Origin of the sequence: Alterinioella nitratireducens (genome assembly GCF_013155465.1) — a bacterium.
Taxonomy (GTDB): domain Bacteria; phylum Pseudomonadota; class Alphaproteobacteria; order Rhodobacterales; family Rhodobacteraceae; genus Alterinioella; species Alterinioella nitratireducens.
Window position 1 is genome coordinate 24439 of record NZ_JABJVX010000016.1, and the last position, 12237, is coordinate 36675.

Sequence of the window (12237 nt, forward strand, 5' to 3'; positions counted from 1 at the left end):
AAGGGCTTTCTGACTGTTAAATCGCTCGCATATCAGGTCGGGCCGGTTTCGCACAAGAGCGCCACCAGCCCGTTGGCATGGGCCTCTTCGGCGGGGGTCTGCCAGCAAAACATGTTCTGCACCACCGGGGCGGCGTCGCTGTCGTCGATCTCGACCCGCAGCGGCGTGCCCGGGCCCGCCGTGCCGAACCCGTCGGGAAAGACCAGTTGGCGCAATTGCCGGGGCGGGATGCCGGCGCCGTGGCGCACCTGGGTCGAGACCGGCCCGAACCGCGCATCGTCCCGGTCAAAGCGGATCTTCGGCCCCGTGCCGGAGGTGATGAGAAAGGCGGCCAGCGGGCGGCCCGGCAGGTCGATCTCGCCGATCTTGTCGAAGGGGGTGAAGTCACAGGACAGCACGCTGTTCTCGAAGTGCGCGGTATCGGCGCCATCGGGCGAGGCCAGGGCCAGGTCGCGGCCGTTGAACCGCGCCGCGCGCGCCTCGGGGCAGGTCGGCACCCGGGCCCGCTCGAGCGCCATCAGCACATGTTCGGCCAGCCGTTCGGGAAAGACCGAGGCGGTGTCGTAATGCGCCCCGTCGCTATACCAGCGGCCAAGCTCGGGCGCGCCGCGCGCCACGATCTGCAACAGCCGGGTGCAATCCAGCACCTCCAGCCCGTAGCGCGCGAAGAGATCGCGGATCGCCCTGGCATAGGCGTCGGGCTCGGGGGTCAGTTGGGATCGGTTATACATCATGACCGGCAGGAAGGGCCGGTCCTCGCGGATGCAGATCTGGAGCAGCCATTCGACATGCAGGATCAGGCTGTCGAGCGACTGCCCGCCCTCGAAATGATTGTATTCGTTGATCCCGTATTCCCAGATCACCGGCACCCCCGCGGGGCGGCCTTGCAGTGACAGGTACCGGTAGAGCGCCATCGCCGAGGTGCAGGCCCCGACCGAGAGGTTCTGGATGTCGATCAGGCGGCTGAAGTCCCGCCGCAGCCGGTTGATCCATCCATTGGCGATCATCGAGTTCGAGCCGCCCAGGACGATGGCCTGGCGCCGCGGCGCGCGGATTGCCAGCGGCACCGATGCATTGATGCGCTCCAATGTCGGGCGGGCCTCGGCCATCACCTCTTCGGGCAGGTCGAGGCATTGGAACAGGGCCATCTGGGAAATCGTGGGCTTGGCGAACTCGGTCTCGAAATTGCAGGTCACAAGCTGCCCGTTCCCGCCGATGCCCGCCTGCAACTCCTCGCGCAGGCGCGCCCAGGCCGGCTCGGGGCGGAACCGGGCGATGAACCCGTCGAAATCCTCGCTCACGCAGCCCTGCTTGTGCATCTGGTTGTGGACGCTGCGCAGCCAGGCCTCGCGGTCGCGTTCGAAGACGACGAAGCGCGGGCTGAACTCGGCCAGCTCCCGGGCCAGGATCGTCACGATCTCTTTCGCCCGCGGATAGATCGCATCTTCGATGAAATTGCCCGCCGAAAACCCCAGGGGCAGGCCCAGAAGCCCCTCATCGGTGATGCAGACGCGCGGTTGCGGCGAGGCGCGGATCGCATCGCGGATGCGGCGGCATTCGAGCGCGATATCCTCGGCCGGGCCCTGGCCCATGACATGGCGGTGGACGGCGAATTTCAGTGGGTTCGAGCTGCCGTCGGCCAGGTTGAAGGCCAAGAGGTGCGGCTCCAGAAGCGCGGCATGATCGGCCAGCCATTTCTGCAAGGAGCTGCTGCCGGTCTTGTGATAGCCCAGATGGATGGTGACAGATTTCGACATCAGCCCTCTTTGCCGTCGCGTGTGGTCAGTATCTCGCGCAGTCGCGCCTCATAACGCCGGGCGATCGCCTTGGCCGAGAAGTCCTGCCGGACGAAGCGCAGCGCCGCCTCGGCCCGCGCGTCCCGGTCCTGCGGATCGTCATAGACGGCGCGCAACTGGCGCACCGCGTCGCCGTGATCGGGCTCGGCCCATTTCTGGCCCTTGCGCACGAAGATGTAATCATCCTCATTCAGCGCGACCTCTTTGTAATCGACCAGCCAGGCCGTGTCGGGGCGGCAGAAATCCATGTTGCCCGAATAGCCGGTGCAGACCACCGGCACGCCCAGGTTCATCGCCTCGATCATGCCAAAGCCCCACCCTTCGGACTTGTGCAGCGAGACATAGCAATCGCTGCCCTTCTTGAGGCGCAACAAATCGTCATAGCTCAGGGTCTCGTCCAGGATCACGATGCGGTCGTCGCCCTCCATCAGCCGGTCGACTTCGGCCCAAATCTTCTGCTGCGCGGGGTCCTGCACCTTGCTGCGGTTCTGGGTCTTGATCACCAGCCGCACGTCTTTGACGCCCTCGAAAGCCTCGACAAAGGCCTTGAGCGTGCCGACCGGGTTCTTGCGCTGCACGAAGGAGAAGCTGTCGAAGGCGACCAGGAAGACGAACTCCGAGCCGTCGAAGCCGAAGCGATCGGTCACGAAGCGGCGCGAGTTCTCGCGCTCGATATCAGGCAGATCTTCATAGCACATGCCGACATTGGTGACCGGCTTGCCCGCCTCGGGCTGGTAGATCCGCACGCCGTATTCGGTCGAGACCCAGATCTCGTCCAGCATGTCCATGCCGAGGTAGTGACAGGCGGCGGGCGTGTCGAGTTCCCAGAAGAAATAGCCGATATTATAGGCACCGCTGAAGGCGTCGGGCTCATAGGCGAAGACCAGCGGGATGGATTCGGCGTTGAGGTGGATGAGGTTGATCTTCGCCCGCTTGTAATCGGAGGTCGCGCCGACCCGGCTGAAGCCCTCGGGCGCGGGGTTGTCGAGGCCGAAATTCACCGCGTTGACGCTGAGACCGGTCTCGGCCAGCACCGAGGCCGAAAGCCGCGTCGCCTGGCCCAGACCCGAAGCCTTCTCGAACGGGCCGATCAGTTGCAGGTCGACCACCTCCTCGCTTTGCACCGGGGTCAGCATGGCGGCCTCGATCCGGTGGCCTTCGGGGGTAAAGTTCACGAAGCGGCAGTTCTCCAGGTCGAACCCCTTGAGGCGCAGGATGCGGGCTAGGTTGGCGCGCTTCAGCGGCGGGGTGTCTTCCCCGCCCATGTCGCGGAAGAAGGTCGAGAAGGCGGGCTCTGCCCCGGCCTCCTCCTCCAGCAGCGCCTCCAGCGTGTCGGCAGGCAGGTAGCGCAGGAAATCGGGGCGGGTGACGGCCATCGCCATGACCGACAGGAACAGAGTCCGGCGGTCGTCCTCGCGGGTCAGGTCGAGCGCACCGAGTGCGGCGTTTTCGGCATGGAGCCGCAGCATGAACTGGCTCGGCGCAAAGCTCTTGTCCTGCCAGCGCTCGGGCACCTCTGCCAGCAGGTCGATATAGATCTGCGGCACTAGGCAATCTTCGCAATTAAGCGTCTGGGCCTGGTTGACCGACCACCAATAGACCGCCCAGAGCACCCAATCGGGGTTCTGGAAATCCATCGAATGCAGGATCGGCGGCACCCCCACCAGGAAGGACCAGGTGGCCCGCGTCAGGCTGGCACGCTGGCCGCCGATGATGACGGGCGCGTTGAGATACTCCAGCATATCCTTCGAGATCGGCACCCTGAGCCCGGCGCGCAGAGTGCTGTAGCCCGCTATATACCAGTTCAGGAAATGCGCCACCTCGGCAGGGTCTTCGAGGGTGTCGAAGGTCCCGTCCAACTTGTAGCGGTAGCGGACATATTCGGCGTAGGCAGTCATGCCCTCGGGCAGGCTGCCGCCATGGATGTAATCGGTATCCCCGAAGATCGCGCCATGCGCGGCCAGCGCCGGGGCCTGGCGCATCCCGCGCGTCTCGGTGGCCTCGGTCAGGGCCTCTTTCAACTGCTGGACATCCGAGAACAGCACCTGGCGCAGATCCTCGCGCCGCGTCTCGGGGCCGGGTCTGGCCTTTGCCTTGGCTGGGACGGCGGGCTGCGGCGCGACACCGGCGAAATGGTAGCGCCCGATTTCGAAGACCGGGCTGCCCAGGGTGCGCAGGCAGACCTCGCCGCCGGCATCGCGGATGGCCTGCAGCGTGGCGGGATCGACCGGGATGGAGAACCCGTGATGCCCGGTGCCGATCCCCGCATCGCGCAGATCGTTGCGGAAAAGATCGGCCGCGCCCTGCGCCACCAAACCTTGCGCTGTGAAGACGCCGACGCGTTGCTGCGCGCCTTCCGGGCCCGCCACCCAACCGGACAAGGCCCCATCGACGAAGCCATCGACATTGCCGCGGAACCCGCGGGTGCGGCCCGCAACGCGCCCCAGTCTGGATTTCAGCCGCTCAGCGAAGCGCGTCATAATCGGATTTCGCCATCATCGCCGCCAGTTCGCGGATCTGCACCCTGGGCTCCCAGCCGAGCTTCTCGCGCGCTTTCGAGGCGTCGCCGATCAACAGCTCGACCTCGGCGGGGCGGTAGAATTTCGGGTTCACCTTCATCACCTGGCGGCCGGTCTTGCGGTCGGTCGCGGTTTCGGCCTCGCCCTCGCCTTCCCAGGCCAGGTCCATGCCGACGGCTTCGGCGGCATAGGTGAAGAAATCGCGGATCGAGGTGGTGACATTGGTGGCCAGCACGTAATCGTCGGCCTGCGGCTGCTGCAGCATTCGCCACATGCCCTCGACATAGTCGCCGGCAAAACCCCAGTCGCGCTGCGCGTCCATGTTGCCAAGCTCGATCGGATCGCTGCCGCCATGCGCCAGTTTCGCCAGGCCGAGGGTGATCTTGCGGGTCACGAATTCCTTGCCGCGCAGCGGGCTTTCATGGTTGAATAGGATGCCCGAGGAGGCATGCATCCCGAAGCTCTCACGGTAATTCATGGTGATGTAATGGCCGTAGACCTTGGCCACGCCATAGGGCGAGCGCGGGTAGAGACGGGTGGTCTCCTTCTGCGGCACCTCCTGCACCAGGCCGAACATCTCCGAGGTCGAGGCCTGGTAGAAGCGGGTCTCGGGACGCACGCTGCGCAGCGTGTCGAGGATGCGCACCACCGCCATGCCGTCGACATCGGCGGTGTAGATCGGCAGGTCCCAGGAGGCGCCGACAAAGCTCTGCGCGGCGAGGTTGTAGAACTCGTCCATCTCGACATCGCGGATCACGCGGAAGACATTGTTCATCTCGGTCAGGTCGAACTCGTGCAGATGCACGTCGCCGGCCACGCCGAGTTGCTCCAGCCGGGGCAGTTCAGGCTGCGAGATCCGGCGCACGCCGCCATGCACCTCATAGCCCTTGTCCAAGAGAAGCTTGGCAAGATAGGCACCGTCCTGGCCGGTGATGCCGGTGATAAAGGCCTTTTTCACTGCGATATCCTTTTCAAATTCCGTGCAGCCTGCATGTCAGGCCGGTTGGGTGGTCTGATAGTCCACGGGTTCTCGGGGCTGCAACGCCTTATTCGGTCGCAGAACGGATCCGGTCGATCTTTCGGCTGACATTTGCCAGACCGGCCTGCAAAAGACCAGCCGCGACCTCGACCGTTTCAGCCTCTACATAGAGCCTGAGTTCGGGCGCGTTGCCTGAGGGGCGGATATGCACGATGCGCCCCGATACCGTCCTCATGCGGACCCCGTCGGTCAGGTCGGTCTCCGCCAGGGCCTCGCCCAGATCGGCAAGAAACACCTGCCGCGCTGCCGGATCGGCGACCAGGTCACGGATCAGGATCGCCGATAGCTCCGTCGGCGTCTCGGTCAGCCGCTCGGCGCAAGTGACGCCGCCGGGCTCCGCCGCCACGATCCGGCTGAGCGGCGTTTCCCGCGCCAGGGTGAGCGGCGCGATGATCGGCAGGAAACAGTCCCGCGTCCAAAGGGGTGCGATGCTGCCCGCCGGGCCCTCCGCGTCAAAGCCCAGAAGATAGCCGCCATTGGCCTCATAGCCCGCGACCTTGCCACCGGCCTCTTCCATGCCCGCGATCACGTATGGCGATCCGATCTGCGTGCGGAGGACACGGGCAAAGCGCCCGCTGGCTTCCGCCCCCGAATTGGAGGAGACCGGCGTGACCAGCACCTCGGCCCCCATGATGGCCGAGGTGATCTGGCCCAGAATGTCACCGGGAATGACCGCGCCCGCCTCATCGGCCAGGAGCGGCCGGTCGGCATCGCCATCGGTCGAGGCCACGGCATCCAGGCGATGCGCCGCGCTCCAGGCCTTGATCCGGGCGCGGGTGTCGGCATCCACCGCCTCGGTATCGACCGGGATGAATGTCTCGGAACGGGCCAGTTCGATGACCTCCGCGCCAAGCCCCACCAGCGTCTCGGCCAGAAGGTCGCGCCCGACCGAGCTATGCGCGTAGAGCCCGATGCGCAGGCCCTTGAGCGCCTGCCGCCCGAAGCCCGCGACATAGCGGTCGACGAACCGTGCGCCCGCGCCCGTATCCGGGGTTTTTTGCCCCGAGGCCGCCGCCCCGGTGCCTTTTCCCAGACCGGCCAGGATGGTGGCCTCGTCCGCCTTCGAGATCTCGCCGCGGGGGGTGTAAAATTTCAGTCCGTTGCGGTCGGCGGGAATATGGCTGCCGGTGACCATAATCGCACCCGCGCCTGCCGCCATTGATGCCAGCGCCAGCGCGGGCGTCGGCAGCGCGCCGCAATCGACCACATCGACGCCCGCCGCCAGCGCTGCCTCCGCCACGGTGTTCGCGATATCGGGCGAAGACGGGCGCAGGTCACGCCCGATATAGAGCGTGCCGATCTCGGGGAAGCCCGCTAGATAGGTGGTGACGTGATCCGCGATCAGCTCGGGCGTCATCTCCACGACCAGGCCGCGCAAGCCGCTGGTGCCAAACTTGGGGGGCAAACCGGAAACTCCTTTATGAAACCTTCTTCGGGTCCGTCTTTGGCGGATGTGATACCCAATGCCAACTGCTGCGGCACATATCGGCCAGATCGCGCCGGGTGCGGAACCCCAGAACCTCGGCGGCACGCCCCACCTCTGCGCAATAGATAGGCACGTCACCGGGGCGGCGCGCTACGATCTCATGGGCCAGGTCGCGTCCGCAGGCGTCGCTATAGGCGCGGAGAATCTCCAGCACCGAGTAGCCCCGCCCGGTGCCCAGGTTGACCAGATGGCCCTCGCCGGTTTCCAGCAGGCGGCCAAGCGACAGCACATGGCCATGAGCCAGATCCTCGACATGGATGTAATCGCGCACCCCCGTGCCGTCGGGGGTGGGGTAATCATCGCCGAAGACGAGCAGTTTCGGCAGCGCGCCGGTGGCGACCCTGGCGATATAGGGCATGAGATTGTTCGGGGTGTCAGTCGGGTCCTCGCCAATGAGACCGCCCTCATGCGCGCCTGCGGGGTTGAAATAGCGCAGGATCCCGAAAGCCCAAGCCGGATCGGAGGTGGTCAGTTGCTCCAGCATCTTCTCGCTCGCGATCTTGGTCCAACCATAGGGGTTCATGGCGCGGCGCGGCGCGGTTTCGGGCGTCGGTGTTTCATCGGGGATGCCATAGACCGTGGCCGAGGAGGAAAAGACCAGTCGCCGGCAATCCGCCGCCTCCATCGCCTGCAATAGCGTGGTCAGCCCGCCGATATTGGTGACGAAATAGTCCAGCGGGCGCGCCATGCTGTCGCCCACAGCCTTCAGTGCCGCGAAATGGACCACCGCGTCGATCTTCGTATCGGCAAAGATTCGGTCGAGCAGCACCCGGTCTAGCACCGAGCCGCGGATCACGCGGGGCAGCGCGCCGGTGATCCGCGCCAGCCGATCGGGCACATCGACCCGCGCATTGGAGAAATCATCGAGGATCAGCACCTCATGCCCCGCCGCGACCAGCGCCACATAGGTGTGCGAGCCGATATAACCGGCCCCGCCCGTCAGGAGAATCGTCCCTGTCATCCGTTCATCTCTCCGCTCGATCCGCTCGAGTCTTCTTAAGCGCCAAACCCACACCAAAAAACCATGAAGAGGGCCTATCTTGCTTCAGTCAGCAGCGAAAGTCCTCGCCTTCTGGGCTTTTTTGACTTGTTGGGGGTATTCAAAAACCTTCCCTGACGCGGACCGCGATGGTGATGCTGAAGCTGCTTGTGCCAGGTGACAATCGTCTTCGCAGGATCGACGTGACGCTTGCCTTCGGGCCTATCCGGAAGATGACCGAAGCGCTTTATTGCCGGATAATGGCCGCCCGCCGATCCCACCGGAGCAGTTCTTCGTTAACCTTTGAAACCAGTCTTGGAATCAAAAAGGCCCCCGTCAAAGATGACGGGGGTTTTCAGTAGTCTGAAGGGGGTTCATGCTCCCCTCTCGAACTTCATGACCGGGATGCCTAGCCTCGAAGCTTGGTCGGCGAGATTTTCTTGGATACCCGTGCCAGTGAAGACGAGGAGCCCCACGGGAAGAACGTCCAGCATCGCATCGTTACGCTTGAACGGTGCCGCCTCGGCGTGCTTGGTCCAGTCAGGCTTGAAGGCGACTTGCGTCACACCCCGGGCTTAGGCCCATTTGGCCGCGATGAGTTCGGCACCCTTCGGGCTTCCCCCGTGCAGGTCTATGTCGGGATATTTGGTGCGGACCTGATCGAGCTTTCCCCAGGTCAGGCGATGATCGTTGAAGTCAGTTCCGCCGGTGAGGGCAGGCAACCTTGGACCCTGCGGGTAGCATCACCTTGGCCTCTGCGCGGCGATTGGCGGTCAAGAAGTCACGGCTGTCGATCAGGGCCGCGGTCATGTGCTTGCGGTTCACCATCGACCCGGTGCGAGGACGCCAGGCCGAACCCGTGTGATGGACAAACTTTGTGGCGGCGTGATCGCGCATCATGTCCATGCAGTTGTCCATTTCGTCATCGGTATCAACGAGCCCGCGTAGCGCTGGCGGCTTGTGGTAAGTGGCGGGCAGGAGGCGAACGAGACCGCGATCGGAAATCTCGGTCTGCTTCATGCCCCACCACGCAAGGCGTCAAGATAGGTCCGCACCGCGAGAATCTGCGGCAACCCTCCTTCAATCGCGGTATCCACCGGTCGGCCGCCACCGAAGAGTGGCCCGGTATTTGGTCGGGTGAACCAGCTTCTGGCGAGAGGCTCCGAAAAATAGAGACGAGCGACTTGTAGATCCCTATCACCGCGCTCAGCCGGAGGAGTTGATCCTTGGTCAACTCTCCCGCGAAGTCGGGCTTCCTGGCACGCTTCCACGTGCTCTCCGACATATCAGCCAGGCCAGCCGCTTCCTTCGACAACATCCTCTTCGGCGGCATCGGGGCCGATACTTTCGTCTTCGACACCGCCGATGGCGGCACCCAAGTGATCGCCGACATGGAGGCCTGGGACACGGTCGAAGTCGACAATTCAAGCTATGCCAATGCCAATGCCTTGATCGCAAGTCTGAGCCAACAGGGCGACGATGTCGTGCTCAACGACAACGGCACAACCATCCGCTTCGAGAACACAACCATCGCCGCGTTCGATACCGACATGTTCGTCTTCGTGTGAGGGACTGTCCGAAACGCTCAGGCCGCCATGTTGTGCAGGTGATGCTCGATGGCGGCCTCGAGGTCGTCGTAATAGACCGCGCGCCCGTGTTCCAGGACGATCCCGACATCGCAAAGCTCGCGGATCTGCGGCATCGAATGGCTGACCACGAAGGAGCCTGAATCGCGCATCCGTTCGTGGAACAGCGCGCCGCTCTTCTTCTTGAAGGCAGCATCGCCCACCGATGTCACCTCGTCGACCAGATAGGTATCGAAAGGAATACCCATCGAGACTCCGAAGGAAAGCCGCGAGCGCATCCCCGAGGAATAGCTGCGCAGCGGCATGTGAAAACTGGGGCCCAGTTCGGCGAAATCCTCGACAAACTCGGCCAGCGCTTCGGTGTCGACCCCGTAGATCCGGGCCACGAACTTGGCGTTCTGCGACCCCGTCAGATCGGGGTGGAACGAGCCCGCAAACCCCACCGGCCAGGAGATCGTGCCGCTGGACAGGATTTCGCCCGAGGTGGCGTCCATGGTGCCCGCGATCATCTTGAGCAGGGTCGATTTGCCCGCCCCGTTGCGTCCCAGAAGCGCCACCGAGGTCTTGGAGGGAACGCTGAGGCTGAGATCGTCGATCACCAGCTTGCGCTGGCCGCGCAGCACGAACTCCTTGCGCAGGTTGCGGAACTCGATCATCCCCTCATCCCCCGTCAGCGCCGGTCCCTGAGGCTGTAGGCCAGCAAGATCACGACCGACCAGATCAGGAAGGCAAAGAGTGTGATCACCGCCAGCGTCACCGGCCGGTCGGGATATTGCGCCCGTTCGGCCAGCGTCGGGCGGATATGCGCAGCGAGATAGCGGCTTTGCCGCCGGGCCTCGTTGCGGGCCGCATCGAAGGAGGCGAGCGCGGTGGTGTAGGTGGTTTCGGCAAATTCCAGATCGACCAGCAGGCGCTCGTATTCGCCGACGAGGTCGGCGATTCCGGTACGCCCGTTGCCGGTGTCGCCAAGCACCGCGCGTTCGGCGGCGATGCGGGTCTCGATCACGGTGATCAGGCGCTCGGCCTGGGTGATGCGGGGGTCGTTCTCGCGCGCCGTCTCCTGCAGCAGGTCGAGCTGGATCAGCGCCTCGGCCAGCTGTGCCTGCAGGTTGGTCACCAGCCCCATCTGGCCCTGCGTGTCGGCAGTGGGGTCGATGGTCTGGTTGGCGTTGCGCCAGCTGGCCAGCGTGATGCGGGCCTCGGCCAGACGGGTCTCGGCCTGCTCCAATTCTTCGCGGGCATAGCTGATCATGTCCTCGCGCGCGAGCGACGAGAGCGCGTTGATCATGGCGCTGCTTTCCTCGAAGATCATCTGCGCGATCTCCTGCGCCTCCCCGGCGGTGAAGGCGCGCACCTCGAGGTCGATGAGCCCGGTGCCGCTATCGTAATAGATGCGCACCATGCGGCCCCAATGCTCGACCAGATCTTCGATCGTGCCGGGGGCGTGATAGGCAAAGATCGGGTCGATCTCGGAATCGGCGCGCGACCAGATGGCGCGCAGATCCAGCGCCGCGTCGATCCGGGCGACCAGTTCCTGGCTTTGCAGGAATTCATAGAGGATATCGGTGTCCGAGGAGGAGGAGCCCGATAGGTTGGTGATCCCACCCAGAAGCTCGATGGCCGAGCTCGCCTCTTCGGTGCGCACCGAAAAGCCGACATTTGAGGCGTATTGATCGACCGCCCGCACCCACAGATACCAAGCCGAGACCGCCATCGGGGCCACGACCATGACGAGGAACGAGACCACGATCAGCGCGTGGCGGCGCTTGGGCCGGGCCAGGCTGGCCGTGGGCCGGGCCTCGGTTGGCGGAGCTGCCTCCGGCGCGGGGGCCGGGGCAGGCGGGCTTGCCGGCGCATTGGCCTGCGCGGTCGGTTTCGAGTTCGGGGGGGTGGACACGTGTCAGACCGCCTTGGGATTGGGGAGAGAGTGATTGTATCTCATGGTGCCCTGCTACATAAAGACCCGAGTTTTATCCAGCTTTCCCGTACAGGTGCGGCTATGGTTTCCGTCCCGGATGACACCACCTCTGCCGAGCTCAGGCCGGTGCGGACCCGGCGCAAGTTTCCCACGATCCGCGCCATTGCCGCCCTGATGCTGCGCGAGATGAGCACCACCTATGGCCGCTCACCCGGTGGCTATCTCTGGGCGGTTCTGGAACCTGCGGCGGGGATCGCGGTGCTGTCGCTGATCTTTTCCATCGGCTTCCGGAACCCGCCGATGGGCACGAATTTCCCCATTTTCTATGCCACCGGCCTGGTTCCGTTCATGTTCTTCACCGATATCAGCAATAAGCTGTCGCAATCGATCAACTTCTCGCGGCAATTGCTGGCCTATCCGAGCGTGACCTATATCGACGCGCTCTTGGGCCGGTTCATCCTCAATGCGCTGACGCAGCTTCTGGTCGGCTATATCGTGCTCTTGGGGATCCTTTTGGCCTTCGAGACCCGCACCACACTGGAGGTCGTCCGCGTCATCATGGCCTATGCGATGTCGGCCAGCCTGGCCTTGGGAATCGGGGTGATGAACGCGCTGTTGATCTCGATGTTCCCGGTCTGGCAGCAGGTTTGGGGCATCGTGACCCGGCCGCTATTCCTGATCTCGGGGATCATTTTCACCTATGAAAGCATCCCCGATCCGTATCAATCCTACCTGTGGTACAATCCGCTAATGCATGTGACCGGCGAAATGCGCGCCGCCTTCTATGTCAGCTACGAGGCCGATTACGTCTCTCCGATGTATGTCTTCGGGCTGAGCCTGATCTTGCTGGTCCTGGGGCTGGTCTTCCTGCGCCGTTATCATCGCGACATCATCAATTATTAAGGTGCGAACCG

11 protein-coding genes and 2 pseudogenes are annotated in these 12237 nt (G+C 64.1%); 3 read left to right on the plus strand and 10 right to left on the minus strand.

All coding sequences use genetic code 11. The annotated features are described in order from the left end of the window. Positions 1–32: 32 nt before the first annotated feature. The 5 genes from HNS34_RS17925 to galE form a co-directional block, all read right to left on the minus strand. Entirely contained in the window at positions 33–1757 is a 1725-nt protein-coding gene (locus HNS34_RS17925) for a sulfotransferase family protein (protein ID WP_172321473.1), read from the minus strand. Next, positions 1757–4276, minus strand: a complete 2520-nt coding sequence (locus HNS34_RS17930; protein ID WP_172321474.1) for a glycosyltransferase family 4 protein — start codon at positions 4274–4276, stop codon at positions 1757–1759. Before HNS34_RS17930 ends, HNS34_RS17925 begins: the two co-directional genes overlap by 1 nt. Then, entirely contained in the window at positions 4260–5273 is a 1014-nt protein-coding gene (gene gmd / locus HNS34_RS17935) for a GDP-mannose 4,6-dehydratase (RefSeq protein ID WP_172321475.1), read from the minus strand. The genes HNS34_RS17930 and gmd overlap by 17 nt, the downstream gene beginning before the upstream one ends. Before the next feature lie 88 nt (positions 5274–5361). Next, positions 5362–6759 (minus strand): phosphomannomutase, encoded by a 1398-nt coding sequence (locus HNS34_RS17940; RefSeq protein WP_172321476.1) that lies wholly within the window; start codon positions 6757–6759, stop codon positions 5362–5364. A 13-nt stretch (positions 6760–6772) separates the two neighbouring features. Beyond that, entirely contained in the window at positions 6773–7801 is a 1029-nt protein-coding gene (gene galE / locus HNS34_RS17945; protein WP_172321477.1) for a UDP-glucose 4-epimerase GalE, read from the minus strand. A 173-nt stretch (positions 7802–7974) separates the two neighbouring features. Here galE and HNS34_RS17950 point away from each other — a divergent pair, with 173 nt between their 5' ends. Beyond that, positions 7975–8181 carry a hypothetical protein gene (locus HNS34_RS17950; RefSeq protein ID WP_172321478.1) on the plus strand — a complete coding sequence of 69 codons (207 nt, stop codon included), beginning with the start codon at positions 7975–7977 and terminating at the stop codon, positions 8179–8181. A gap of 12 nt (positions 8182–8193) precedes the next feature. On the opposite strand, the gene HNS34_RS21110 is transcribed toward HNS34_RS17950, so the two are convergent. From HNS34_RS21110 to HNS34_RS17965, 3 genes and pseudogenes are all read right to left on the minus strand, one after another. Continuing rightward, a complete protein-coding gene (locus HNS34_RS21110; protein WP_407925879.1) occupies positions 8194–8385 on the minus strand; it encodes a hypothetical protein in 192 nt (63 codons plus the stop codon). Between the two features lie 36 nt (positions 8386–8421). Then, positions 8422–8839: pseudogene (locus HNS34_RS21115) on the minus strand (SLOG family protein); the annotation flags it as partial. Further along, positions 8836–9128: pseudogene (locus HNS34_RS17965) on the minus strand (MbcA/ParS/Xre antitoxin family protein); the annotation flags it as partial. The pseudogenes HNS34_RS17965 and HNS34_RS21115, both read right to left, overlap by 4 nt. On the opposite strand from HNS34_RS17965, the gene HNS34_RS17970 reads away from it, so the two are divergent. Next, positions 9046–9387 carry a hypothetical protein gene (locus tag HNS34_RS17970; protein ID WP_172321452.1) on the plus strand — a complete coding sequence of 114 codons (342 nt, stop codon included), beginning with the start codon at positions 9046–9048 and terminating at the stop codon, positions 9385–9387. The pseudogene HNS34_RS17965 and the gene HNS34_RS17970 sit on opposite strands and share 83 nt — an antisense overlap. Positions 9388–9404: 17 nt before the next feature. Here the strand turns inward: HNS34_RS17970 and HNS34_RS17975 are convergent, their stop codons facing one another. Both HNS34_RS17975 and HNS34_RS17980 read right to left on the minus strand, forming a co-directional pair. Continuing rightward, positions 9405–10061: an ABC transporter ATP-binding protein gene (locus HNS34_RS17975; RefSeq protein ID WP_172321479.1), complete on the minus strand. Its 657-nt coding sequence runs from the start codon at positions 10059–10061 to the stop codon at positions 9405–9407. A 14-nt stretch (positions 10062–10075) separates the two neighbouring features. Continuing rightward, the gene (locus HNS34_RS17980; RefSeq protein WP_328700571.1) at positions 10076–11302 is read right to left on the minus strand and encodes a KpsE/RkpR family capsule polysaccharide export protein; all 1227 of its coding nucleotides are present in this window, start codon (positions 11300–11302) and stop codon (positions 10076–10078) included. Positions 11303–11404: 102 nt separating this feature from the next. Here HNS34_RS17980 and HNS34_RS17985 point away from each other — a divergent pair, with 102 nt between their 5' ends. Next, the gene (locus HNS34_RS17985) at positions 11405–12226 is read left to right on the plus strand and encodes an ABC transporter permease (protein ID WP_172321480.1); all 822 of its coding nucleotides are present in this window, start codon (positions 11405–11407) and stop codon (positions 12224–12226) included. Positions 12227–12237: the final 11 nt, after the last annotated feature.

Coding starts and splice junctions, on each gene's coding strand:
- HNS34_RS17925 (WP_172321473.1), bottom strand. CDS start 1,757: ATGTCGAAATCTGTCACCATCCATCTGGGCTATCACAAGACCGGCAGC.
- HNS34_RS17930 (WP_172321474.1), bottom strand. CDS start 4,276: ATGACGCGCTTCGCTGAGCGGCTGAAATCCAGACTGGGGCGCGTTGCG.
- galE (WP_172321477.1), bottom strand. CDS start 7,801: ATGACAGGGACGATTCTCCTGACGGGCGGGGCCGGTTATATCGGCTCG.
- HNS34_RS17950 (WP_172321478.1), top strand. CDS start 7,975: ATGCTGAAGCTGCTTGTGCCAGGTGACAATCGTCTTCGCAGGATCGAC.
- HNS34_RS17975 (WP_172321479.1), bottom strand. CDS start 10,061: ATGATCGAGTTCCGCAACCTGCGCAAGGAGTTCGTGCTGCGCGGCCAG.
- HNS34_RS17985 (WP_172321480.1), top strand. CDS start 11,405: ATGGTTTCCGTCCCGGATGACACCACCTCTGCCGAGCTCAGGCCGGTG.